This window comes from Thalassospira povalilytica, from assembly GCF_002844235.1.
Classification (GTDB): domain Bacteria; phylum Pseudomonadota; class Alphaproteobacteria; order Rhodospirillales; family Thalassospiraceae; genus Thalassospira; species Thalassospira povalilytica.
This window is the reverse complement of sequence record NZ_PGTS01000001.1, coordinates 50,569-73,984: the sequence shown is the minus strand read 5'-3', so window position 1 is coordinate 73,984 and position 23,416 is coordinate 50,569. Positions and strand designations below refer to the sequence as shown.

Below are 23,416 nucleotides of genomic sequence, written 5' to 3'. Positions count from 1 at the left end.
CGGGCCCGAATATAGCACCGGGTAATTTTTGACTTGATTGTTCGACTTGTTATTCGGCGGCAATCGCCATTTCGCCACCATCAAGCGCATTGGCCAGATCGGCCAGAATGTCATCGATGCTTTCAAGACCGGCCGACAGCCGGATCAAACCATCGGTGATCTGATATTCGGCGCGTTCTTCGGCGGTATAGGTCGAATGGGTCATTGACGCCGGATGCTGGATCAGGGTTTCGGCATCGCCAAGGCTGACCGCACGGGTAATCATGTTAAGGCCGTTCATCAGCTTACGTCCGGCTTCGATCCCGCCCTTAAGTTCGAACGCGATCATGCCGCCGAAACGGTCCATCTGCGCCTTTGCGAGCGCATGCTGCGCAAAGCTTTCAAGACCCGGGTAATAAACCCGCTCGACCTTGGGATGGGAGTCAAGGAAGGCCGCGATCTTTTCGGCATTGTCGCAATGGCGCTCCATCCGCAGCTCCAACGTTTTAAGCCCGCGCATCACAAGATTGGCATCCTGTGCTGAGAGAACCGCACCGGTCATGTCCTTAAGCCCAACCAGACGGACCTGCATCATATCTTCAAGCGATCCGATCACCGCACCGGCCATAAGGTCCCCATGGCCGCCCAGATATTTGGTGGCGGAATGCACGACGATATCGGCACCAAGTTCAATCGGGCGCTGCAAATACGGCGTGCAATAGGTGTTATCAACCACCACCTTGGCACCATGTTTATGGGCGATGTCGGAAATGGCTTTGATATCGACCAGACGCATATTCGGGTTGGCCGGGGTTTCGAAATAGACAATCTTGGTCTTGTCCGAAATCGCCTTTTCCAGTTCGGCCGGATCGGTCAGATCGACATGGGTGTGCTTGATCCCGAACTTTTCCAGACCATGACGGAAATAGGCAAATGTGCAGCCATAAAGGGTGCGATCCACAATGATCTCGTCGCCCGGCTCGATAAAGGTCCAGCAGACCGATGTGATCGCCCCCATGCCCGACGCGGTCGCAAGGGCGGCTTCACCGCCTTCAAGCACCGCCAGACGCTTTTCGAGAAGATCAAGTGTCGGGTTGGCAATACGCGAATAGATAAAGCCCTGCTCGTCACCGGCAAAGAACCGCCCGCCCTGCTCGGCCGTTTCGAACGCAAAGGTCGAAGACATGTAAACCGGCGGGTTCAGCGCGCCATTATGGCTTTGCGGATCATATCCGTGATGGATCGCACGGGTGGCGAAACCGGTTTTGGCGACATTGCTGTTGCGGCTGTCATTGGCAGACATGTGAGGCTCCTGAAAATGCGTTTATTCTGCCCCGATAACCGCAAACCCCGTGCCAGATCACAAAAGCCCCGGTTTTCCGGGCTTTGGACAAATCTGGTCGCCTTTTGATGTAAATATTTATTTACACTCATTCGCCCGGATTTCGCATTTACCACAAAATCCCTGGAAATCAGCGGCATGCGAATGTACAATTTTCGTTACAGTGTAAACTTTTCGGTACAGACATGCGGTTTGAAATTCGCGGTGAAAACAGGGTCGGCATTACGCGCGATGTGGTCAATGTTCTGACCGATCAGGGGCTTGATATCCGCGCCTTCGAGGTCACAACCCATCACATCTATGCCGATATTCCGGCCATTCGCCCCGGTCGCTTTCCGCTTTTGGCCCATGCCCTGAAACAAATTCCGGGCATTTCCGACATTCGCGAAATTGACCGCCTGCCCACCGAACGCAGACGCGCACAGCTTCATGCAACCCTTGCCGCCCTTGGCGATCCGGTGATTGCGGTTGATGCCAATGGCCAGATCGCCCAAGCCAATCCGGCGGCCCAATCGATCGCAGGCACCAGTGAAAAGCCGCTTCGCGATCAGGATATTTCAACAATCCTTGCCGAACCAAGCATTGAAGATTTGCGCCAAAGCGGCTTTCGCATGCCCGAACATGAAGTAATCCTGGGCGGGCAGACATATCTGTTGCAGGTCGAACCGATCGGTCATGTTGATGATGGCTCGGACGCGGCCGACGATGCACCGTGGGGCGGGGTGATGGTCTTTCACCGGGCTGCGCGACTGGGGCGGGTCATCACCGCCCTTCAGGATCGCAGCCATACCGGTTTTGACGACATCATCGGCACTAGCCGTGCAATGACGCGGGTAAAGTCACAGGCGCAAAGGCTTGCCGCGATTGATGCACCGCTTCTGATCCTTGGCGAAACCGGAACCGGCAAGGAGCTTTTTGCCCGCGCCTGCCACCGCGCCAGCACGCGCGCCGATCAGCCGTTTCTGGCACTTAACTGTGCCGCCATGCCCGAAGGCCTGGCTGAAAGCGAACTGTTTGGCTATGCGGCAGGGGCCTTTACATCCGCACGGCGCGGCGGCAAGCCCGGCCTTCTGGAGCTTGCCGATGGCGGCACCCTGTTTCTTGATGAAATCGGTGAATTGACCCCCTATTTGCAGGCCAAACTTTTGCGCGTTCTGCAAGACGGCCGGTTCCGCCGGGTTGGCGGCACGGACGAGATTGCCGTCGATGTCCGGATCATCAGCGCCACCAACCGCGACCTTGAAGCCATGTCGCATGATGGCACATTCCGCGAAGATCTTTATTTCCGCCTCAATGTTCTGGCCATCACCCTGCCGCCGCTGCGCGACCGGATCGAAGATATCGCGGATCTGGCGAGATTCTTTATCGACCGCACCGCCCAGCAAACCGAACGCCCGGCACCCTATCTTGCCAGGGACGGGCTTGACTGGCTGCGCGCCCATGACTGGCCGGGCAATGTCCGCGAACTGGAAAACACCCTGTTTCGTGCCGTCGCCCTTCTGGATGGGGATGTTCTTGGTGCGGGCGACCTGACCAGTGCAGCCACCGGCACCATGAATTCAGCTGACGCACCCCCATCCGACAATCTCCCCAGCCTGGTGGTTAACCACCAAAACAATATCGCGACCAGTTCCGACCCGATTGCTGCCGCCCTGGCACAAAACGATTTCAATGCCGGCCTTGATCTTTTGGAACGTGAAATGCTGATGCGGCTTTATCCGGATTATCCAAGTTCGCGCAAATTGGCAGAACGACTGGGTGTTTCGCACACATCGATTGCCAATAAACTGCGCAAATACGGCATTGGACAGTAAACCGCCCGGATACCCCGCCATGATGAAGTTTATGGCGATTGGTCACGCCACTTCTTGCCAGCTTGGTTGCAGTGCGGCATGATCTTCCTAAATCAAGGGGTGGAAAGCCCCGAAAACAGGGAGAAGAAATATGCTAACAGGAAAACGCGCACTCGTGACCGGCTCGACCAGCGGGATCGGCCTTGCCATGGCAAAGGCGCTTGCAGGTGCCGGCGCTGATGTGATGCTCAATGGCTTTGGCGACGCGGATGAAATCGAGGCAACCCGCAAGGGCCTTGAAACCGATTATGGCGTCACCGCGCACTATAACGGTGCCGACCTGTCCAAACCCGACGAGATCGAAGCCATGATGAAGGATGCCGAGGCCAAATTTGGCGGCATTGATATCCTGATCAACAATGCCGGCATTCAGTACACCGCCAATGTCGAAGATTTCCCGCCCGAAAAATGGGATGCGGTGATCGCGATCAACCTGTCATCGGTCTTCCACACCACCCGCCTTGCCGTTCCCTATATGCGCAAGAAAAACTGGGGCCGGATCATCAATACCGCCTCTGCCCACGGTCTTGTTGCGTCTGTCCAGAAAGCGGCCTATGTCGCCGCCAAACATGGCGTAATCGGATTGACCAAGGTCACCGCCCTTGAAACAGCCGAAACCGGCATCACAGCCAATGCGATCTGCCCGGGCTGGGTCCGCACCGAACTGGTCGAACGCCAGATCGAGGCACGCGCCAAGGAAAACAACATTTCGATTGAAGAATCCGCAACCCGCCTTGTCTCGGACAAACACCCGTCCAAACAATTCGTCAGCCCCGAACAGATTGGCCAGACCGCGCTCTTCCTGTGTTCTGACGCCGCCTCGCAAATGACCGGCACGCATCTGTCGGTTGATGGTGGGTGGACGGCGCAGTAAGACACCGCTCAATCTCGCGCGCACAGACAAAACCGCACACGAATCTCTTTTGGGTTGAACATCACATTGGACCATAATACCATTTTAAAATGATAAACTTACAAATATAGTCGAGAAAATATATGAAGCGAATTCTAGAAGAAATATCTGAATGGAAAAGAGAAGCTGCCGACGAAGATATTTCTCGGTATTTCTATGAACTCGATAGCTTTAAGAAAATCACAGATGGGTCTCGGGTTTATGTAGTAGGAAGAAAAGGAACTGGCAAAACAGCAATATGCAAAAGAATAGAAAGCATAGAAGACCATAGAACTTTCTCCACTAAACTTTCATTCAAAGAATTTCCTTTCAATTTCTTATACAAGCTATCAGATACGGACTACACGTCTCCTTCCCAGTATATATCTGTATGGAAGTACTGTATTTACAATTCCATACTGCAAATGATGACTAGAGATCAGTCTACAAACTCAGAATTTAAAGAGAAACTTGCAACAATTTATAGCGAAGATCCCAATATCGCCCTGAGAGATAAAATGAGAAAGTGGACAAGCAAATCTATTGCTGCGTCAATTCTTGGAGTAGGAGGAAGCACCACAAAAACAGAAGACTATAGAGATATAACTGAGTATTGGCATGAAATACTACCATTAATGAAAGAATGCATCACACAAAACATAAATAAAGAAAACATATACTACATCTTATTTGATGAACTTGATGAGGATTACAGAAATTATTGGCAGGATGAAAATAGGGAAAGATATATACCATTGTTAACCAGTCTACTTAAAGCGGTTTCAAGCATACGGCACGAATTTCCGGTTATGAACTTCGGAATTCGGCCTGTAGTATTTTTGCGTGATGATATTTATGAGATAACTCTCGACCCTGACAAGAATAAATGGGAAGACCTGAAAATAGAGCTTCGCTGGGGACGCGGAGATATTAAGCAAATGATTGCGCACCGAATAAGTAGAGCGGACAGCAAAGAAACAAGGATACTCCGTTACGAAGAGGCAATTGATAGAATATGTCGCGAAAGCTCCATCCCATTAGGTAAAGAGAAGTTCAGCAGAAAAATAAGCGTTTTCGACTTTATAGAACATCGTACGCACCTGCGCCCCAGAGACTTTGTTACGTACTTTCGCTTTTGCGCTGAGTCCGCGATAAGGCAGCGGAAAGAAAAACTTGACGCGGAAACCATTAAGGGCAGGCAGAAAGAATTCTCCGAGCACTTTGTTCAAGAACTTGACAATGAAATCCGAACAATCTTGCCCAACTTCAGAATTATACTTGACCAAATATCCTCAAAAAACAAAATAAAGTTTAAGTACTCGGAAATTGAAGAGGCTATCGAAAGTGCTGAGAAGACATCACAGCAAAAATCGGGAATGGATACATCTAAAATAATATCTGTATTATTCCATTTTTCAGTCTTAGGAAACCAAGGGGATAGAGCACCTTCAAATAAATACACAGACCCAATATTCCGATACAACAACAGAAACCTTGTAATTAGCCAACGCCTACAGCTGCACAGAGGTATAGTTGCATCCTACTGGAGATCCCAGTAAGGAAAGATTAGCTTTAACACTACCCTAGCTTAAATACCGCCCCAAATGCTCCACCAGCATCCTGATCTTCGGGCTGAGATGACGGTTGGTCGGGTAGATCGCCCAGATGCCTTCGTCTGAAGGCTGGTATTTGGTCAGGACCGGGATCAAATCGCCGCTGGCGATCCAGGGGTCGACGTAATAGTCGGGCAATTGCACAATCCCGATGCCCTTAAGCGCCGCATCGAGAAGCGCCTGCCCGCTATTGGCATGGATGGAGCCATGGATACGGATGGTGCGTTCGCGGCCATCCTCTTCAAAGCGCCAGTAATCAAGCGTCCCGACAAGGCAGTTATGGTGATTAAGCTCCGAAAGGGAATATGGCTCGCCGCGCTTGGCGATATAGCTGCGCGCTGCACAGGCATAAAGACGGCGGGTTGAAAGTTGCTGGGTCATCAGGCTTCCGGTCGTGCCTTCCAACCGGCCAAGACGGATCGCCATGTCATAGCCTTCAAGCACCAGATCAAGCTTCTGGTTGGTGAACCGGCACTGGACTTCAAGATCGGGATAGCGCGCGACGAAATCATTGACCAGCGGCGCGATCACGGTTTCCCCATAGGTCGTCGGCGCGGTCAGTTTAAGCTTGCCGCGCGGCACCTCGCTCAGATTGCCAATGGCGCGTTCCGCCTCGCCCAGACCATCAAGCAACTGACGGCAATGCTGGTAATAAATCTGCCCGGCTTCGGTTACACTGACCTTGCGCGTAGTGCGGTAAAAAAGCTGTGTGCCAAGCTTTTCTTCAAGGGCAGTAACCTGACGGCTGACCTGGGCAACCGAAATGCCAAGCTGTTTGGCCGCCGCGGTAAAGCTTTGATGTTCGGCAACCGCGATAAATTCGCTGATTCCGTTCCAGGTATTCATGCCCGTATCCGATCAGATTATTACACAATGGTAAAAGTCATTTACCAAAATACCGGATTATCGGATCAGAAGAAATAAATAGACTGGGCATATTCAAATATTCATCTGCCGGAGAAGCGTCATGAGCCTTGAAACCATCACCTGCAAAGCCGCCATCGCATGGGAAGCGGGCAAACCGCTGTCGATCGAAGAAGTCCAGGTCGCCCCGCCCAAGGCCGGCGAAGTGCGCGTCAAAATCGTTGCCACCGGTGTTTGCCATACCGATGCCTTTACCCTGTCGGGTGACGATCCCGAGGGTATTTTCCCGGCCATCCTTGGCCATGAAGGCGGCGGCATTGTTGAATCCATCGGCGAAGGTGTGACCAGCGTTGCGGTCGGCGATCATGTGATCCCGCTTTACACCCCGGAATGTGGCGAATGCAAATTCTGCAAATCGGGCAAAACCAACCTGTGTCAGAAAATCCGCGTCACCCAAGGCAAGGGACTGATGCCCGATGGCACCACCCGTTTCTCGCAGAATGGCAAGCCGATCTATCACTATATGGGGTGCTCGACCTTCTCGGAATACACCGTGCTTCCGGAAATCTCGCTGGCCAAAATCAACAAATCCGCCCCGCTTGAAGAAGTTTGCCTGCTTGGTTGCGGGGTCACCACCGGCATGGGGGCGACGGTCAACGCCGCCAAGGTGCAAAAGGGTGACTCCGTGGCCGTCTTTGGCCTTGGCGGCATTGGTCTTTCGGCGATCATCGGTGCGCAAATGGCCGGTGCCGGTCGCATCCTTGCCATCGATATCAATGAGAAAAAATTCGATCTCGCCAAACAGCTCGGCGCGACCGATTGCATCAACCCCAAGAAATTCGACAAACCGATCCAGGAAGTCATTGTCGAGATGACCGACGGTGGCGTCGACTGGTCGTTTGAATGCATTGGCAATGTCAATGTCATGCGATCCGCGCTTGAATGCTGCCACAAGGGTTGGGGTGAATCGGTGATTATCGGTGTTGCCGGTGCCGGTCAGGAAATCTCGACCCGTCCGTTCCAGCTTGTCACCGGTCGCGTCTGGCGCGGCACCGCGTTTGGCGGCGTCAAAGGCCGTTCGCAGCTTCCCGATTATGTTGAACGCTACCTTGCCGGCGAGTTCAAGCTGTCTGACTTCATCACCCACACCATGAAGCTCGAAGACATCAACGAGGCCTTCGACCTCATGCATGAAGGCGAAAGCATCCGTTCGGTTATCCATTACTGATCATCGATTATTTGATTGAACTATCACGCCATTGCCGGACACCATCCGGCAATGGCCGATCAGAAGGAGCCCCGAAATGGGTATTGAAAACGCGTCAAGCAACAAGGTGTTTGGTGGCTGGCAAAAGCAATACACCCACCCGTCCGCGGTACTGGGCTGTGACATGCGCTTTGCCATCTTCCTGCCGCCACAGGCGGGCAACGGCACCAAGGTTCCGGTGATGTACTGGCTTTCGGGCCTGACCTGTACCGATGAAAACTTCATGCAAAAGGCCGGTGCGTTTCGCGTTGCCGCCGAACTGGGCATTGCGATTGTCGCCCCGGATACCAGCCCGCGTGGCGATCACGTCCCCGATGACGAGAACGAAGCCTATGATTTCGGCAAGGGTGCGGGCTTTTATGTCAATGCCACCCGGGAACCCTGGGCACGCAATTACCGCATGTATGATTACGTGACCAAAGAACTGCCCGAATTGATCAGGGATCATTTCCCGGTCAGCGACGATGCCGTCATTTCCGGCCATTCGATGGGCGGGCATGGTGCCTTGATGATTGCGCTGCGCAATCCCGGCACCTTCAAATCGGTTACGGCCTTTTCACCGATCACCAACCCGATCAATTGCCCGTGGGGCCAAAAGGCGCTTGGCAATTATCTGGGCGATGACAAATCGGTCTGGAAGGCCTGGGACAGCTCGGAACTGATGAAGGCGGCCACCGCATCCGATGCCCAAACCCCGGCACTGGTGGATCAGGGTGATGCTGACGGCTTCCTTGCCGAACAGCTTAAGCCTGAGGCGCTAGAAGCCGCGGCCAAGGCATCAGGCTATCCACTGACCCTTCGAATGCAGGATGGCTATGACCATAGCTATTACTTCATTTCGAGCTTTATCGAAGATCACATCCGCTTCCACGCCAAGCATCTTGGCCTGAGCTGATTGCACCCCTGATCTTCGAACTCCCCCGGCACGTCGCCATGCACCCCACCCCCCTGACGTGTCGGGGCTTTTTCTTTTTTCATGCACGAATGACCGCCTAGTCAAAGCTGCGCGCTTCAATCGCATCGGCAACATCATCGGCCATTTTAAGGGTTCGGATGATCAGTGGTACGATCATCGCAAGGATGGATCGATCAAGGCCGCGCGCACGCTGGGCATCACGGATTTCCGATGCGACCGTGGCAATCACCGGGATAAAGCGCAGCACCATTGAAATGGCAAGGCTGACCTTTTCCGGGTTCACACCAAGTGGCTTAAGCGGACGCAGGGCACGTTCAAGGGAAGCCAGCATGTCCGATGTTTTGGTGGTCAGCGTGATCAGGGATGCAAACATGACGATGGCCGCAATCCGGGTAATCACAAGCAACCCCGCCTGCCAGTCATTCAGCCACAGCTGAACCGCAAAAAAGATTGCCAGCAACCACGCCATCGGTCTGATCTGGGCGATGATAACCCGCCAGCCAAAACCCGAAAGCCGATAAAGCGCAATCACACTTGCCAGCACAAGACTGACAACCGGCCAGTCCGGCACCATGAAAACACCGGTGCCAAGGGCAACCATCGCAAGGATCTTTGGCCCGGCCTGCGCCCGATGGAGCACCGAATTCCCGTCGATATAAAGCCCGGCGATCATGCCATCATCTCGCGATATCGGGCGATGGCAACGGCCGGGCGATCATCAACGGCAATCCGGCCATTTTCGATCACCAGAACCCGGTCATACTCTGCAATCAGATCAAGATCATGCGATACCGTGATCACCGTCTGATCCAGATCGGCAATCGCGCGTTCAACCCGGTTGCGATTGCGCAGATCAAGCAAGGTGGTCGGCTCGTCAAAAACGACGTAGCGCGGCGCCATCACCAGAACGCCGGAAATGGCCAGAAGCTGTTTCTGCCCACCACTAAGCAGATGACTGGGATGGGTTTTGAAATCCAACAGATCATACCGCGCAAGGATTTCATCAATGCGATGATTGATCTCGTCCCTGGGCAGTTTCAGGGCCTTGAGCCCGAAGGCCAGGTCTTCTTCGACCACCGGATAGACGATCTGATTATCGGGGTTCTGAAAGACAAAACCGACATGGCGGCGGACCTTGCGGCCATCCTTGGCCGGGTCAAGATCATCAACCAATACCCGCCCACTGGTCGCGGTCTGAAGCCCGTTCAGAAGACGCACAAGGGTGCTTTTGCCCGATCCGTTGGCCCCGATGATCCCGATCCGCTTTTCACCAAGCGCGAGGTCGATATTTTCCAGCACCCTGCGCTGATCGAACTGCACGGAAACATTTTCAAAACGGATCATGGGGTTGTCGGTCCGGCCTGTTGCAGGAAGTGATCGGCAGTTGTCTGGTCATAAAACGGGCGCAAGAACACCGCAAAGGCGAATGCTGCTTGCGCCCATCAAACGTCAGGCTGATTTGGAAATCAAGGGATAGGACTTGCGCACCGCAAGACAGGCCGCAGTCGCAATTGCAACCTTGATTACATCACCAATCAGGAACGGTGCGGCACCAACGGTGGCCTGCCAATAGCTGATTTCAGCCACAACCGCGACCCAGGCATTGCCAAGCGCATAAAGCACAACAATCCCGCCAAAGGCGATCGACAGGGCCGCCTTGATGACATTCAGGCTGTTCCAGAATTTCTCGATCAGAAGCCCGATGACAAAGGCCGAGACGGCCCAGCCAAAAATAAATCCGCCAGTGACCCCGATCATCACGCCAAAACCACCACGACCACCCGACAGTAACGGCAGGCCAAGTGCAACCAGCACCAGGAACAGCACGATCGAAAGTCCGCCACGACGGGCCCCCAGAATCGCACCGGCCAGCATCGGTCCCAATGACTGGGCCGTCACCGGCACACCGGTAATCGGAAGTGTGATTGGCGGAAACAGGCCAAGAACAGCGGTCAAAGCTGCGAACAAGGCGATATAGACGATATCTTTGGTCTTCATGTAACGGTTCCCATTGCCGTTATAAAGCATCCCTGCATCAACCCCTTGCGCAAGGATGCTTTTGTTAACCGGTCCGCCCGACCGGCTCAACGCGCTATGGGATAACCGCAAATTTTCATCCCGCCAAGCAAAATGACACCGGGCTTTTGCCCCCAATATCGCAGCGCACCAATTATACGATGAATATCAAAAAGTTAGCTATCATCGCCTTCGACAAAGGTTTTAAGCCGCATCAGGGCCGTTTCCCAACGTCCCGCCACCTGATCAAGATAGGCACGCGCCTGTGCCAGCTGTTCGGGGCAAAAGGCATATTGGCTTTCACGCCCGACCTTATGGCTTTGCACCAGACCGGCGCCTTCAAGCACCCGCAGATGTTTGGTCACGGCCTGTCGCGTCATATCGGCATCATCGGACAGAACCGAGATCGAACGCGGCTTGCCATCGGCCAGTCGATCAAAAATCGCCAATCGTGTCGGATCGCCCAATGCGGCGAACATGACCGAAAAATCACGGTCATGTTCGCCATTCGCAGGATTTTGTTCAGCTTTCGACATGTTTCTTGATGTTTTCCAACTGGAAACCCCAGCCATTTGTATTGGCCCGCAACGCATCGGCAATGCGATGGGGTGGTAAATTGTCAAATCCGGTTTCGCGCACCCGGACCGATGTCTGACCACCGGTTTCTTCCAGCCAGAATTCGACAAGCGTTTCGGGTTCATCGCTGTAATCCACGTCGGGATCAACCGCATATGGATGCCATGTATAGGCGAAATACCCCGGTTCCTCCATCGCCTTGATCGTCGATGTCCATGGAACGTGTGTGAATCCTTCGATGGTGATTTTTCCCGACGACACTTTGCCCACCGCAAACGGTGCATCGATATCAACACCAAACCACGCGCCGAACTGGCGATGATCGGTCAGGGCCTTCCAGACGCGCGACCGCGATGCTTTGATCTCGATCGACTTTTCAATGCTATTTGACATAAAGCAACCTCCTGGTTGCATTTAATCTGCCAGAAGAAATCCCATTACGCAACTACAAAGTTGCATATTTGATTTGATCGCCGAATGCACAAACGCCCGACCGTTTCCGGCCGGGCGATGCGTGCTCCCGTCATCCTTGGGTCAATGCCGTGTTGATGTAACCGGCAATGCCCGTGCAGCTTTCCTTATATCCCCATATCAGGATGCTGCGGATTGGCGGAGCCCCCCTGTCTCGATGATGAAATTCTTGACGTCTTCAAGACCATCCATGGCCTTGAGATTGGTAAACAGGAACGGACGATCTCCGCGCATTTTCCTGGCATCGCGGTCCATCACGCCAAGATCGGCACCAACAAGCGGTGCGAGATCGGTCTTGTTGATCACCAGCAAATCCGATCGTGTAATGCCCGGTCCGCCCTTGCGCGGGATTTTATCCCCGGCCGACACGTCGATGACGTAAATGGTAATGTCGGCAAGCTCCGGCGAAAACGTGGCCGACAGGTTATCGCCACCTGATTCAATAAAGATCGCCTCAAGCCCGGCATGTTTGGCAGCCATATCTTCGACCGCTGCCAGATTGATCGAGGCATCTTCGCGAATGGCGGTATGCGGACAGCCGCCCGTTTCAACACCGGCAATCCGATCCGGTGCCAAGGCGCCCGACCGGGTCATGAATTCGGCATCTTCGCGGGTATAGATATCATTGGTGATGGCCGCGATATTGAACTCGTCGCGCATGGCCTTGCACAGGCGCTCCAGAAGTGCGGTTTTGCCCGAGCCAACCGGCCCACCAATTCCGATACGAAGGGGAGAGCTCATGATCTAAATAGCCTCGTATATTGGGTTTCGTGTTTCATTGAGGTCCAGTCGATCAACGGGGCAGATGCCCCGAGATCGGCCAGTTCGGCCGCCATCGCGTGATCCACCGCGACAGAAACCGCGTGATCAAGGGATGACAGAGACCGGACACCATCGGTCTGACCAAGCGGCACCAGACGCACCGCACTGGAAACAAGGTTTGCCGCCATGGCATGCAAATAAGCGGTCAGGGCATCACATAGCGGCACTTTGGCCTCGGCCGCCGCAATACCGACCGCCACCGGATAGGATGGCAGACGATCATCATCGCGCATCCGGCTGGCCCAGCGCGACAGCATCCCGTCACCCCAGACCTTTTCCACCGTCGAGACAAAGGCACGTCCCTGTGCGGTTGCCTCCAGCGCCATTTCAGATGTGCCGCGCCAGCAATCAGCTTCGATACCGATATCAAAAAGCGCCTTTTCATCACCGGCAAGGGCCGCCCGCCATGCCGCACAAAACAGCACCGCATCAATCCTCCCGGCCCCGAATTCCAATACCCCTTCAACCCAGTTGATCAGGCTTTCGGCCGAGCTGACCCGTCCGTCTTCCACCGCATATTCCACGCCATGGGAATAGGTATAGGCACCGACCGGAAATGACGGGCTCAGCCATGTCATCAACCGCATCAGGCCCGCGGGGTTAAGGGTCAGGGTTTCAGTGGTCATGCGGTTTCCCTGCGGCATGGGCGTGGGAATGGCTGTGATCACCGTGGCTGTGGGAATGGCTATGGGAATGACTGTGCGAATGGCTATGGCTGTGCTCATGATCCTGTTTGTGGTCATGATCCTCATGATCGAAATGATCATTGCCGTGGCTATGGCCATGCGCCCCGCCAAGGCCGTGATAGGCCCCGTTTAACGGATTGAACGGCGCGATTTCATTTTCGACAACCCCGCCAAGACCGGTAATCATATCGCGCATCACATGATCATCAATGATCCGCAGCCGCCCGTCTTTAAGGACCTCGACCGGGGTATGGCGGTTGCCGATATGCCAGGCCAGCTTGGCCGCGGCAATCGGGCCGGATGCCGTGATGGTCAAAACCGGCTCTTCGGCCGCGCGCACCACAATCACCCCGCCATCAACAAGGCGCAACCGATCCCCGTCGGCCAGACGCACCGCATGCGGAAGATCAAGCAGGAACGGCTCGCCCGCGTCATCATGCAGGCGAATGCGGCGACGGTGACGGTCGGAAAAGACCAGTGTCACCGTCCCGCGGACCTCGGATGTATCGGTGCGATCAACCGGGATATGTTCAATGGCATGACGCATAAAACTGATCCGATCAGAACAGGAAGTAACGTTGAGCCATCGGCACAACATCGACCGGCTGACAGGTCAGAAGTTCCCCATCCGCCGTCACCTGATAGGTTTCCGGATCAACTTCCATCACCGGAAGCGCATCATTAAGCTTCATGTCCTTTTTGCCGATATTGCGCGTGTTCGATACGGCCAGCAATTCCTTGGAAAGCCCGAACTCGGCGGCAATTCCGGCATCAATGCCGGCTTGCGATACGAACGAGAAACTCGATTTCGCAAGCGCATTGCCATAGGCCCCGAACATCGGACGGTAATGAACCGGCTGTGGCGTCGGGATCGAGGCATTCGGATCGCCCATCGCTGCGGCAATGATCATCCCGGCCTTGACCACCATGTCGGGCTTGGTGCCAAAGAACATCGGTTTCCAGACCACAAGGTCGGCAATCTTGCCAACTTCGATCGACCCGACATAGGACGCAATTCCCTGCGCGATGGCCGGGTTGATGGTGTATTTGGCGACGTAACGCTTGGCGCGGAAGTTATCATTCCCTTTGCCCGCATCTTCGGGCAGTGCGCCGCGCTGCTTTTTCATCTTGTCTGCCGTCTGCCAGGTACGGGTGATGACCTCACCCACACGGCCCATGGCCTGACTGTCTGATGAAATGATCGAAAACGCGCCAAGGTCATGCAGGATGTCTTCGGCGGCGATGGTTTCGCGGCGGATGCGGCTTTCGGCAAAGGCGACGTCTTCGGGAATTTTCGGATCAAGGTGATGGCAGACCATCAACATGTCCAGATGTTCGTCAATCGTGTTGACCGTGAATGGACGTGTCGGGTTGGTCGAGCTCGGCAGAACGTTGGCTTCGCCACACAGCTTGATGATATCCGGAGCATGGCCACCACCGGCACCCTCGGTATGGAAGGTGTGAATGGTGCGCCCCTTAAACGATGCGCGAGTATGTTCGACAAAGCCGCTTTCATTCAGCGTATCGGTATGAATCATGACCTGAATATCAAGGTCATCGGCAACCGAAAGGCAGGTATCAATCGCGGCTGGTGTCGTGCCCCAGTCTTCATGAAGCTTAAGCCCACAGGCGCCTGCCTTGATCTGTTCGATCAGCGATCCCGGAAGGGTCGCATTGCCCTTGCCAAAGAAACCGATATTCATCGGAATGCCGTCGGCGGCCTGCAACATCCGGGCAATATGCCAGGGACCGGGCGTGCAGGTGGTGGCGTTCGTACCCGCCGCCGGGCCGGTGCCACCGCCCAGCATGCTGGTCACGCCGGAATAAAGCGCATCTTCAACCTGCTGCGGGCAAATCCAGTGGATATGTGCATCAATCCCGCCCGCGGTGATGATATTGCCTTCACCGGCAATAACCTCGGTCCCCGGGCCGATGATGATATCAACACCGGGCTGAACATCCGGGTTTCCGGCCTTGCCGATCCCGGCAATGCGCCCCCCGGTGATGCCGATATCGGCTTTGACAATCCCGGTATAATCAAGGATCAGCGCGTTGGTGATCACGGTATCAACCGCCCCTTCGGCGCGGGTTGCCTGTGACTGGCCCATGCCGTCACGGATAACCTTGCCACCGCCGAATTTGACTTCTTCGCCAAGGGTGGTGAAATCCTTTTCGACCTCGATGATCAGGTCGGTATCGGCCAGACGGACTTTGTCGCCAACGGTCGGACCAAACATCGCCGCATAGGATGGACGATCAATTTCATATGCCATGTCTCGTTCCCCCGCTTAGAGCTTGCCGTTGATTTTGGCGTTAAAGCCGTAAACCGTGCCGGACCCGGCATATTTCACCAGATTGACCTCGCGTGACTGGCCCGGCTCGAACCGAACTGCCGTCCCGGCCGGGATATCAAGGCGGAAACCGCGCGCGGCTTCGCGGTCGAAATCAAGCCCCGGATTGGTTTCATAGAAATGATAATGCGATCCGACCTGCACCGGACGATCCCCGGTATTGGCCACCATGATGGTTTTGGTTTCGCGCCCCTCGTTAAGAATAAGGCTGCCTTCCTTGGTAATGATTTCACCTGGAATCATGTGCTTACCCCCTTAACGGATCGGTTCGTGAACGGTGACAAGCTTCGTCCCGTCCGGGAACGTTGCTTCGACCTGGATTTCATGGATCATTTCGGCAATGCCATCCATCACCTGATCGCGCGAAATCACGGTGGCCCCGTCGCGCATCAAAGCCGCAACAGATTTGCCATCACGCGCCCCTTCGACGACATAATCCGTGATGATTGCGATGGCTTCGGGGTAATTAAGCTTTACCCCCCTTTCAAGGCGATTGCGTGCGACCATGGCCGCAACCGAAACCAGCAGCTTGTCCTTTTCGCGTGGCGTCAAATTCATGCCTGCCTACTCCCTGGATCCACCGTTTTAAATCTCCCACAAACGCGGCAAACGTTCGGGAAGCTCCCGTGTCTTGTGGCGGAACTGTTTCCACCAAGCACCGTATACCCGGCGCAATTTCATCGGTTCACGCGCCATGAAACGCGCAATCACAATGCCCTTCATCGCAGTCGCCCCGCACAGGACATCATTCCTGGCAAGCCCCGCTGATGCCTGTTCAAGGCAATCGCGCGCATCATCAAGGTGATCTTCGACCCCGTGCCCGACCAGAATGGCCGTGGCATTGGCGCGTGCCCCGTCAAAGGCCGCCGCGTGATCAAGAATACGCAACACATCGCCTTCAAGATGCAGCGCATCCCGCCACACCGGACGTCCGTCAATCGACACATCCCATGCATCGCGCGCCAGTCCGGTTTTAAACACTTCGCCGCGCGCAAGGCGCCCAAACACCATCATCTCACCGGCAAGAACCCGGCCTGATCCGGCCGCTGCAATCGTGGTTTTGCGCTTTAACCGCGCCTGATCAAACAGAATGCTTTCATGGGGCAACCATTCAAGCCAACCGCCATCTTCAACCGTCAGATCCACCGACATTTCACAATCGGGCCCGACGGATCGATAAATTTTCTCAGCGGCTTGGGCGGTGAAAAGGGCGGATGCACCCGCCTCGACCTTACCGGCAAAGGCAAGCTTGTCGCCGCCAACCATCCCGCCCGATGTCGTCACCAGAACCGCCGTCGTCAAATCCCCGGCCACCGGACGCGGGAACAGGATTTTCATCGGATCACGGTAATAAAGATGATCAAGTGCCGCATGCCCGCCCTGATGGGCAGGCCCGGAACCCTGACGGAACGTTACCTCAGCACGGCCATCGGTAATGATGCGCGCGGGCGTTCCGTTCGTTGCTGTATCTGCATTCGGGGACGCAGATATCGGGGTTTCGAGTTTGCTAAGCTGCACAAAGCCACCTGATCATTGCGGTTCGTTTGATGAACCTGATACCGTTTTCCGGCAATTCCAAGGGGCGTAACAGCAAGATGCGGGCCAACCGCCCGATCCCCGCCAGACCCCGGTTTTGCCGGGGATCGGGCGGGCAATGGTCTGATCAATCACGTGAAAGTTGCGCAATTTTTTGGCAAATGCTGATCAAACAGTCAGATAGGCGCGCACTTTTTCCCGATCGAGCGTTTCCTTCGCCCCGGACAAAACAACCTCGCCACGTTCCAGCACGACAATCTCGTCGGCCAGTTCATGGGCAAATTCGAAATATTGCTCAACCAGCAGGATCGCCATGTCGCCACGATCCGCCAACTGTTTGATGACGCGCTGAATATCCTTGATGATTGATGGCTGAATACCTTCGGTCGGTTCATCAAGCACCAGCAACCTTGGACGGGTCACAAGCGCACGCCCGATGGCAAGCTGTTGCTGCTGCCCGCCCGAAAGGTCGCCACCACGACGCCCCAGCATGTCGCGCAAAACCGGGAATAGTTCGAAAATCTCGTCGGGAATGTGACGCAAGGCACGCGGAAGGGCGGCAAACCCGGTTTCCAGATTTTCCTTCACGGTCAGAAGCGGGAAAATCTCGCGCCCTTGGGGCACAATGGCAATCCCGTTGGCCGACCGGCGCCAGGACGGATCGCGCGAGATATCCTTGCCTTCCCATTTGATGTTGCCCTCGGTTATCGGGTGCTGGCCGACGACAGCACGCATCAGGGATGTTTTACCAACCCCGTTCCGCCCCAAAACCGCGGTTACCTTGCCGGTCTGGGCATTCAGCGACACTTTGCGCAAGGCATGGGACGCGCCGTAAAACAGATCAATATTGCTGACATCAAGCATGTTCCAGCACCTCCCTAGCGGCCCAGATAGACTTCAATGACCCGCGGGTCTTTTTGCACATGGTCAAGTCGGCCTTCGGCCAGAACCGATCCTTCGTGCAGAACGGTCACCTTGCAATCAAGGTCACGGACAAATTCCATGTCATGTTCGACCACCACAACCGAACGATCCTTGGCAATCGACCGCAAAAGCTTGGCGGTTTCCTCGGTCTCGGAATCGGTCATCCCGGCCACCGGCTCATCGACCAGAAGCAATTCGGGTTCCTGCATCAACAGCATCCCGATTTCGAGCCACTGTTTCTGACCATGCGACAGGTTGGCGGCCATTTCATCGCGCTTGTCCTCAAGCATGATGGTGATCAGGGTCTTTTCGATCCTGATCTTTTCGGCATCGCTCAGGCGATGGAACAGTGCCTGAAACACCCCGCGCCCGCCCGAACAGGCCAGAAGAAGGTTGTCAAAAACCGTGTGGCTTTCAAACACGGTCGGCTTCTGGAACTTGCGCCCGATGCCAAGATTGGCAATTTCGGCCTCGTCCATTTTGGTCAGGTCGATTTCGCTTTTGAACAAGACATCGCCGGTATCAGGGCGCGTCTTGCCGGTGATGATATCCATCATCGTGGTCTTGCCCGCGCCGTTCGGACCAATGATGGCGCGAAGTTCGCCCGGCTCGACATAAAAGGACAGATTATTGAGTGCCCGGAACCCGTCAAAGGTGACCGAAACCCCGTCAACATACAAAATGGTTTCCGCCCGCGCCGATTTGACCTGTGGCTCGTCCGAGGCACCTGTTTCTATGACAGCAGCTTCGCTCATGCCTTGCCTCCTTCATTTGCGCGGCGTTCGGCAACACGTTTGCGCCATGTCGTGAACAATGACTGGCGATCTGCCGCACCAAATGCCGGAACCGCACCAATCACCCCTTTTGGCAGGAACAGCGTCACGGCAATGAAAAGCCCGCCCAGGAAGAACAGCCAGAAATCCGGCATCACCCCGGTAAAGAAGGTCTTGGCATAGTTGACAATAAACGCGCCAAGCACCGCCCCATAAAGCGTCCCGCGCCCGCCGACTGCGACCCAGATGACGATTTCAATCGAAAGCGCCGGGGCAAATTCGCCCGGATTGATGATCCCGACCTGCGGCACATAAAGTGCGCCGGCAATCCCCGCCATGACGGCAGAAACGGTAAAGACAAACAGCTTGTAATATTCCACCCGGTAACCGGTGAAACGCACCCGGCTTTCGGCATCGCGAATGGCAATCAGAACCTTGCCCAGGCGTGACTGGGTAATGCCGCGCGCGACGATATAGCACAAACCAAGGAACACACAGGACGCCACAAACAACCCGGCACGCGTGCCATCGGATTGCAACGAGAAGCCCAGCAAATCCTTGAAATCCGTCAGGCCGTTATTGCCGCCAAAGCCCATATCGTTGCGGAAAAATGCCAGCAACAACGCATAGGTCATGGCCTGCGTAATGATCGAAAGATAAACACCCGTCACACGCGACCGGAAGGCAAGGAACCCGAACACAAAGGCCAAAAGCCCCGGTACAAACATCGCCATGACAATGGCAAACCAGAACATGTCAAAGCCGTACCAGTACCATGGCAGTTCCTTCCAGTTCAGGAACACCATGAAATCCGGCAGGATCGGATCGCCATAAACCCCGCGATCACCGATCTGACGCATCAGATACATGCCCATGGCATAGCCGCCCAACGCAAAGAACGCACCATGCCCCAACGACAAAATGCCACAGAATCCCCAGATCAGATCGACACTTAACGCCAAAAGCGCATAGCAAAGATACTTACCCAGAAGGCTGACCATCCAGGTCGGCACATGAAAGGCCGAACTTTCGGGAACCAGCAGATTGCCAACAGGCACCAGAATCGCTGCCGCAATCAGGATCGCCAGAAGCGTCATCCCGCCCCGGTCATTAAGGAGCCAGCCAACAACCGGCGTCATTTTGTATTTTTGACGATAATCGGTCATGGATCAGGCCTCCACCGCGCGACCTTTAAGGGCAAACAGGCCCTTGGGTCGTTTCTGGATAAACAGGATCAGCGCGATCAGGACAAAGATCTTGGCCAGAACCGCCCCTGCCATCGGCTCAAGGAACTTGTTGACGATGCCAAGGCTGAAGGCGCCCAGAACCGTCCCCCACAGGTTTCCAACCCCGCCAAACACCACCACCATGAAACTGTCGATGATATAGGTCTGACCAAGGTTCGGGCTGACGTTTGAAATCTGGCTCAGTGCCACGCCGGCAATCCCGGCAATCCCCGAACCAAGTCCGAATGTCAGGGCATCGACGTAACCGGTGCGAATGCCAACCGATCCGGCCATGCGGCGGTTTTGCGTTACCGCGCGCATCTGAAGCCCAAAGGCCGTGTAACGCAGAACCGCGGCAATCCCGGCCACCACAATCACGCTGAACAGGATGATCCAAAGACGGTTATAGGTCAGGACAAGACCGGTCGAAAATTCAATCGCGCCACTCATGAAATCGGGAGCAGTAACCTGCTGGTTGGTTGCACCGAAAATCGACCGGATGGCCTGCTGAAGCACAAGGCTTACCCCCCATGTCGCCAGCAGGGTTTCAAGCGGACGGCCATAAAGGAACCGGATCACGCACCGTTCAATGACAACCCCGACCGCCCCGGCCACAAGAAATGCCGCCGGAACAGAAATGGCAAGTGACCAAGCCGATCCCGATGACAAAAACGGCGCCAGCGCCTGCTGCACCACAAAGGTGGTATAGGCACCAATCATGATCATCTCGCCATGCGCCATATTGATCACCCCCATCACACCGAATGTGATGGCAAGACCGACTGCCGCCAGCAACAGGACCGAGCCAAGACTGATACCGCGATAAACATCACCAACCGTCTGCCATGTCGACAGGCGCCGTTCGACCGAGGCAAGCGCGTCTTTGGCGGCGGCGACAACTTCGGGCTGATATCCTTCGGCCTCGGCACTGGAAACAAATTGCGACAGCACCGCACGAATTTGCGGGGTGGTCTCACTGGCCAGAACGGCAATCGCGGCCAGACGTTCATCTGTGGTTTCACCAGCCGCCAGCGCCATGGTTGCTTCGGCCAGTTGCATGCGGGCCAAAAGGGTTTCATCCTCTTCGCGATCAATTGCCCGCAACAGCAATGGCAACATCGCCGGATCACGGGCATCCATGATCTGTTCGACCGCCGCACTGCGCACGGCCAAGTCCGGACTGAACAGGTTCAGTGTCGCCAACGCATCGCGCAGCGCCCCGCGCAAACGGTTGTTGATCTTTATCTTCGACAGCTCCTTGGAACTGCTTTCACCGGCAACTTCGCCGCTGACAATGTCGATATGGGTGTAAACCTTGCCCTTTTTGGTGGCGATCACGACATGCTCGTCGCTGTCACGCACATAAAGATCACCGTCAAGCATCGCTTTTAAGATCGGGGCAACACGCGGATCACCATCGGCCGCCATTTCTTCGATCACCGCAACCTTTTTGGTCGCACTTTTATCGTCAAGCTGTTCGGCAATATTACGAAGTTCTTCGTCGCTAAAGGCCTGTGCGGTATCGGGAACAAAAGCCGCCAACACCACAACAAATCCCAGCGCCCCCATCACACGGGTGGCAATTTCATGCATCTTGCACATTGAAAACGGAGAACGGCGCAGCACTGATAAAATGTCATTGCGCATGATCACCAAACCTTTGAATTCAAACTGGAAAATCAAGAAAAGAAATCATCAGGATCCGGGATCTGATCCCGCCCCGATACAGAACGGGCCGGTCGCGCGTTCACGACCGGCCCATCCCAAAACCAATTAGTACATCGGTTTTTCACAGTTGCCGCAGACCCACGGATAGGTCCAGTCGGCGGTCAGCTTTGCGCTTTCGGGCAGGAAGTCCGACCATGCATCGCCAACGACGGTGCCTTCGGTTTCCCAAACAATGTCGAACTGGCCATCATCCTGGACTTCACCGATCAGAACCGGCTTGGACAGGTGGTGGTTGGTGTTCATGACAGCCGTGCCACCGGTCAGGTTGGCAACTTTCTGGCCATACATTGCCTGGCGAACCGCATCGACATCGGTGGTGCCAGCCTGTTCGACAGCCTGTTTCCACATGTTAAAGCCGATATAGGTTGCTTCCATCGGGTCGTTGGTCACACGGCTTTCATCACCGATGAAGGCATGCCACTTTTCGATGAAGGCAGTATTGGCATCAGATTCAACCGACTGGAAATAGTTCCAGGCAGCCAGATGACCAACCAGCGGCGCGGTATCGATACCGGCCAGCTCTTCTTCACCGACCGAGAACGCAACAACCGGAATGTCTTCGGCCTTGATGCCCTGGTTTGCCAGTTCCTTGTAGAACGGAACGTTCGCGTCACCATTGATGGTCGAAACCACGGCGGTTTTCTTGCCGGCCGATGCAAATGCCTTCACATCCGCAACAATCGACTGCCAGTCGGAATGACCGAACGGGGTATAGTTCTCCATGATGTCTTCATCGGAGATCCCCTTGCCGTTCAGGTAGGAACGCAGGATTTTGTTGGTGGTACGCGGATAGACATAGTCCGTCCCCAGAAGAACGATACGTTCTGCAGAACCGCCATCTTCGCTCATCAGGTAATCAACAGCCGGAATGGCCTGCTGGTTCGGCGCGGCACCGGTATAGAACACATTGCGCGAGCTTTCCTCGCCTTCATACTGAACCGGATAGAACAGCATGCTGTTAAGTTCTTCAAATACCGGCAGAACCGATTTGCGCGAAACCGAGGTCCAGCAACCGAAAACAACCGAAACCTGATCTTTTTCGATCAGTTCACGTGCTTTTTCGGCGAAAAGCGGCCAGTCCGATGCCGGGTCAACGACCACAGCTTCGACCTGTTTGCCAAGCAAACCGCCATTCTTGTTCAGATCGTCCACCAGCATCAGGACGGTGTCCTTAAGCGTGGTTTCAGAAATCGCCATCGTACCCGAAAGAGAGTGCAGCACACCGACCTTGATGGTATCTGCTGCCTGTGCGGCTGACATGGCCATTGCCGACCATGCCATGGCCCCAGCGCCGACAAGCGCCTGAAGCTTCTTATTCATTTATAGCCTCCACTGCGAGTTTATTGCACCGCAGTGATACTTGCTAAAACCGTGCCAGATTCTTTTGGCAGTAGAATAAAATCAAGAATCGAGGGATTCCCACGCAATATGCGACTATTTTACACCCGATTTAAGGATAATATTTGCGCCATCCGCATTTTTGATGGTTATTTTTCAATCACAGATTAAAAAATGATTACTTTTTAATCACATTGACGCCACATTCTTCGCCGCTTATTTGAAGGGTGGAAGTTTCGGGTC

At 54.8% G+C, this 23,416-nt stretch carries 24 protein-coding genes; 5 read left to right on the top strand and 19 right to left on the bottom strand.

The window, feature by feature from the left end; all coding sequences use genetic code 11:
• Nucleotides 1-49: 49 nt before the first annotated feature.
• Nucleotides 50-1,282, bottom strand: a complete 1,233-nt coding sequence (locus tag CU041_RS00370) for a methionine gamma-lyase (protein ID WP_101245296.1) — start codon at nt 1,280-1,282, stop codon at nt 50-52.
• Between the two features lie 224 nt (nt 1,283-1,506).
• On the opposite strand from CU041_RS00370, the gene CU041_RS00365 reads away from it, so the two are divergent.
• The 3 genes from CU041_RS00365 to CU041_RS00355 all read left to right on the top strand — a co-directional run bounded on the left by CU041_RS00365 (nt 1,507) and on the right by CU041_RS00355 (nt 5,625).
• Nucleotides 1,507-3,135: a sigma-54-dependent transcriptional regulator gene (locus CU041_RS00365; RefSeq protein ID WP_101245295.1), complete on the top strand. Its 1,629-nt coding sequence runs from the start codon at nt 1,507-1,509 to the stop codon at nt 3,133-3,135.
• A 130-nt stretch (nt 3,136-3,265) separates the two neighbouring features.
• Nucleotides 3,266-4,048, top strand: a complete 783-nt coding sequence (locus tag CU041_RS00360) for a 3-hydroxybutyrate dehydrogenase (RefSeq protein ID WP_101245294.1) — start codon at nt 3,266-3,268, stop codon at nt 4,046-4,048.
• 122 nt (nt 4,049-4,170) lie between these two features.
• Complete coding sequence (locus CU041_RS00355) at nt 4,171-5,625, top strand: P-loop ATPase, Sll1717 family (protein ID WP_101245293.1); 1,455 nt, start codon at nt 4,171-4,173, stop codon at nt 5,623-5,625.
• 24 nt (nt 5,626-5,649) lie between these two features.
• Here the strand turns inward: CU041_RS00355 and CU041_RS00350 are convergent, their stop codons facing one another.
• Nucleotides 5,650-6,525 carry a LysR substrate-binding domain-containing protein gene (locus tag CU041_RS00350; protein ID WP_101245292.1) on the bottom strand — a complete coding sequence of 292 codons (876 nt, stop codon included), beginning with the start codon at nt 6,523-6,525 and terminating at the stop codon, nt 5,650-5,652.
• Between the two features lie 121 nt (nt 6,526-6,646).
• Between CU041_RS00350 and CU041_RS00345 the strand changes: the two genes are divergently transcribed.
• Together CU041_RS00345 and fghA are read left to right on the top strand one after the other, a co-directional pair.
• Nucleotides 6,647-7,771, top strand: coding sequence for an S-(hydroxymethyl)glutathione dehydrogenase/class III alcohol dehydrogenase (locus CU041_RS00345; protein ID WP_101245291.1), 1,125 nt, complete (start codon nt 6,647-6,649; stop codon nt 7,769-7,771).
• A 76-nt stretch (nt 7,772-7,847) separates the two neighbouring features.
• Nucleotides 7,848-8,705, top strand: a complete 858-nt coding sequence (fghA, locus tag CU041_RS00340) for an S-formylglutathione hydrolase (RefSeq protein ID WP_101245290.1) — start codon at nt 7,848-7,850, stop codon at nt 8,703-8,705.
• Between the two features lie 97 nt (nt 8,706-8,802).
• Here fghA and CU041_RS00335 read toward each other — a convergent pair whose 3' ends face one another.
• From CU041_RS00335 to urtA, 17 genes are all read right to left on the bottom strand, one after another.
• Nucleotides 8,803-9,399, bottom strand: coding sequence for an energy-coupling factor transporter transmembrane component T family protein (locus tag CU041_RS00335; protein WP_101245289.1), 597 nt, complete (start codon nt 9,397-9,399; stop codon nt 8,803-8,805).
• Nucleotides 9,396-10,070 carry an energy-coupling factor ABC transporter ATP-binding protein gene (locus CU041_RS00330; RefSeq protein ID WP_101245288.1) on the bottom strand — a complete coding sequence of 225 codons (675 nt, stop codon included), beginning with the start codon at nt 10,068-10,070 and terminating at the stop codon, nt 9,396-9,398. Before CU041_RS00330 ends, CU041_RS00335 begins: the two co-directional genes overlap by 4 nt.
• A gap of 105 nt (nt 10,071-10,175) precedes the next feature.
• Entirely contained in the window at nt 10,176-10,724 is a 549-nt protein-coding gene (locus tag CU041_RS00325) for a biotin transporter BioY (protein ID WP_101245855.1), read from the bottom strand.
• Nucleotides 10,725-10,918: 194 nt separating this feature from the next.
• Nucleotides 10,919-11,278 (bottom strand): ArsR/SmtB family transcription factor, encoded by a 360-nt coding sequence (locus CU041_RS00320; RefSeq protein WP_101245287.1) that lies wholly within the window; start codon nt 11,276-11,278, stop codon nt 10,919-10,921.
• Nucleotides 11,265-11,711 carry an SRPBCC family protein gene (locus CU041_RS00315; RefSeq protein ID WP_101245286.1) on the bottom strand — a complete coding sequence of 149 codons (447 nt, stop codon included), beginning with the start codon at nt 11,709-11,711 and terminating at the stop codon, nt 11,265-11,267. Before CU041_RS00315 ends, CU041_RS00320 begins: the two co-directional genes overlap by 14 nt.
• 198 nt (nt 11,712-11,909) lie before the next feature.
• A complete protein-coding gene (gene ureG / locus CU041_RS00310) occupies nt 11,910-12,530 on the bottom strand; it encodes an urease accessory protein UreG (protein WP_101245285.1) in 621 nt (206 codons plus the stop codon).
• Nucleotides 12,527-13,237: an urease accessory protein UreF gene (locus CU041_RS00305; protein WP_101245854.1), complete on the bottom strand. Its 711-nt coding sequence runs from the start codon at nt 13,235-13,237 to the stop codon at nt 12,527-12,529. Before CU041_RS00305 ends, ureG begins: the two co-directional genes overlap by 4 nt.
• Nucleotides 13,227-13,844 carry an urease accessory protein UreE gene (locus CU041_RS00300; RefSeq protein ID WP_101245284.1) on the bottom strand — a complete coding sequence of 206 codons (618 nt, stop codon included), beginning with the start codon at nt 13,842-13,844 and terminating at the stop codon, nt 13,227-13,229. The genes CU041_RS00305 and CU041_RS00300 overlap by 11 nt, the downstream gene beginning before the upstream one ends.
• A 13-nt stretch (nt 13,845-13,857) precedes the next feature.
• Complete coding sequence (gene ureC / locus CU041_RS00295; protein WP_101245283.1) at nt 13,858-15,570, bottom strand: urease subunit alpha; 1,713 nt, start codon at nt 15,568-15,570, stop codon at nt 13,858-13,860.
• 15 nt (nt 15,571-15,585) lie between these two features.
• Nucleotides 15,586-15,891, bottom strand: coding sequence for an urease subunit beta (locus CU041_RS00290; RefSeq protein ID WP_101245282.1), 306 nt, complete (start codon nt 15,889-15,891; stop codon nt 15,586-15,588).
• Nucleotides 15,892-15,903: 12 nt separating this feature from the next.
• Nucleotides 15,904-16,206, bottom strand: a complete 303-nt coding sequence (locus CU041_RS00285; RefSeq protein WP_101245281.1) for an urease subunit gamma — start codon at nt 16,204-16,206, stop codon at nt 15,904-15,906.
• A gap of 27 nt (nt 16,207-16,233) precedes the next feature.
• The gene (locus CU041_RS00280) at nt 16,234-17,166 is read right to left on the bottom strand and encodes an urease accessory protein UreD (RefSeq protein ID WP_101245280.1); all 933 of its coding nucleotides are present in this window, start codon (nt 17,164-17,166) and stop codon (nt 16,234-16,236) included.
• A gap of 186 nt (nt 17,167-17,352) precedes the next feature.
• Nucleotides 17,353-18,048 (bottom strand): urea ABC transporter ATP-binding subunit UrtE, encoded by a 696-nt coding sequence (gene urtE / locus CU041_RS00275; protein WP_101245279.1) that lies wholly within the window; start codon nt 18,046-18,048, stop codon nt 17,353-17,355.
• Between the two features lie 14 nt (nt 18,049-18,062).
• A complete protein-coding gene (gene urtD / locus CU041_RS00270) occupies nt 18,063-18,863 on the bottom strand; it encodes an urea ABC transporter ATP-binding protein UrtD (protein WP_233432957.1) in 801 nt (266 codons plus the stop codon).
• Entirely contained in the window at nt 18,860-20,047 is a 1,188-nt protein-coding gene (urtC, locus tag CU041_RS00265) for an urea ABC transporter permease subunit UrtC (protein WP_101245278.1), read from the bottom strand. The genes urtD and urtC overlap by 4 nt, the downstream gene beginning before the upstream one ends.
• A 3-nt stretch (nt 20,048-20,050) precedes the next feature.
• Nucleotides 20,051-21,754 carry an urea ABC transporter permease subunit UrtB gene (gene urtB, locus CU041_RS00260; protein WP_101245852.1) on the bottom strand — a complete coding sequence of 568 codons (1,704 nt, stop codon included), beginning with the start codon at nt 21,752-21,754 and terminating at the stop codon, nt 20,051-20,053.
• 126 nt (nt 21,755-21,880) lie between these two features.
• A complete protein-coding gene (gene urtA / locus CU041_RS00255; protein WP_101245277.1) occupies nt 21,881-23,155 on the bottom strand; it encodes an urea ABC transporter substrate-binding protein in 1,275 nt (424 codons plus the stop codon).
• Nucleotides 23,156-23,416: the final 261 nt, after the last annotated feature.

What these genes read in the sequence shown, in the direction of transcription:
- CU041_RS00370 (WP_101245296.1), bottom strand. Translation starts at nt 1,282, where the DNA reads ATGTCTGCCAATGACAGCCGCAACAGCAATGTCGCCAAAACCGGTTTC.
- CU041_RS00365 (WP_101245295.1), top strand. Translation starts at nt 1,507, where the DNA reads ATGCGGTTTGAAATTCGCGGTGAAAACAGGGTCGGCATTACGCGCGAT.
- CU041_RS00360 (WP_101245294.1), top strand. Translation starts at nt 3,266, where the DNA reads ATGCTAACAGGAAAACGCGCACTCGTGACCGGCTCGACCAGCGGGATC.
- CU041_RS00355 (WP_101245293.1), top strand. Translation starts at nt 4,171, where the DNA reads ATGAAGCGAATTCTAGAAGAAATATCTGAATGGAAAAGAGAAGCTGCC.
- CU041_RS00350 (WP_101245292.1), bottom strand. Translation starts at nt 6,525, where the DNA reads ATGAATACCTGGAACGGAATCAGCGAATTTATCGCGGTTGCCGAACAT.
- CU041_RS00345 (WP_101245291.1), top strand. Translation starts at nt 6,647, where the DNA reads ATGAGCCTTGAAACCATCACCTGCAAAGCCGCCATCGCATGGGAAGCG.
- fghA (WP_101245290.1), top strand. Translation starts at nt 7,848, where the DNA reads ATGGGTATTGAAAACGCGTCAAGCAACAAGGTGTTTGGTGGCTGGCAA.
- CU041_RS00335 (WP_101245289.1), bottom strand. Translation starts at nt 9,399, where the DNA reads ATGATCGCCGGGCTTTATATCGACGGGAATTCGGTGCTCCATCGGGCG.
- CU041_RS00330 (WP_101245288.1), bottom strand. Translation starts at nt 10,070, where the DNA reads ATGATCCGTTTTGAAAATGTTTCCGTGCAGTTCGATCAGCGCAGGGTG.
- CU041_RS00325 (WP_101245855.1), bottom strand. Translation starts at nt 10,724, where the DNA reads ATGAAGACCAAAGATATCGTCTATATCGCCTTGTTCGCAGCTTTGACC.
- CU041_RS00320 (WP_101245287.1), bottom strand. Translation starts at nt 11,278, where the DNA reads ATGTCGAAAGCTGAACAAAATCCTGCGAATGGCGAACATGACCGTGAT.
- CU041_RS00315 (WP_101245286.1), bottom strand. Translation starts at nt 11,711, where the DNA reads ATGTCAAATAGCATTGAAAAGTCGATCGAGATCAAAGCATCGCGGTCG.
- ureG (WP_101245285.1), bottom strand. Translation starts at nt 12,530, where the DNA reads ATGAGCTCTCCCCTTCGTATCGGAATTGGTGGGCCGGTTGGCTCGGGC.
- CU041_RS00305 (WP_101245854.1), bottom strand. Translation starts at nt 13,237, where the DNA reads ATGACCACTGAAACCCTGACCCTTAACCCCGCGGGCCTGATGCGGTTG.
- CU041_RS00300 (WP_101245284.1), bottom strand. Translation starts at nt 13,844, where the DNA reads ATGCGTCATGCCATTGAACATATCCCGGTTGATCGCACCGATACATCC.
- ureC (WP_101245283.1), bottom strand. Translation starts at nt 15,570, where the DNA reads ATGGCATATGAAATTGATCGTCCATCCTATGCGGCGATGTTTGGTCCG.
- CU041_RS00290 (WP_101245282.1), bottom strand. Translation starts at nt 15,891, where the DNA reads ATGATTCCAGGTGAAATCATTACCAAGGAAGGCAGCCTTATTCTTAAC.
- CU041_RS00285 (WP_101245281.1), bottom strand. Translation starts at nt 16,206, where the DNA reads ATGAATTTGACGCCACGCGAAAAGGACAAGCTGCTGGTTTCGGTTGCG.
- urtE (WP_101245279.1), bottom strand. Translation starts at nt 18,048, where the DNA reads ATGCTTGATGTCAGCAATATTGATCTGTTTTACGGCGCGTCCCATGCC.
- urtD (WP_233432957.1), bottom strand. Translation starts at nt 18,863, where the DNA reads ATGAGCGAAGCTGCTGTCATAGAAACAGGTGCCTCGGACGAGCCACAG.
- urtC (WP_101245278.1), bottom strand. Translation starts at nt 20,047, where the DNA reads ATGACCGATTATCGTCAAAAATACAAAATGACGCCGGTTGTTGGCTGG.
- urtB (WP_101245852.1), bottom strand. Translation starts at nt 21,754, where the DNA reads ATGCGCAATGACATTTTATCAGTGCTGCGCCGTTCTCCGTTTTCAATG.
- urtA (WP_101245277.1), bottom strand. Translation starts at nt 23,155, where the DNA reads ATGAATAAGAAGCTTCAGGCGCTTGTCGGCGCTGGGGCCATGGCATGG.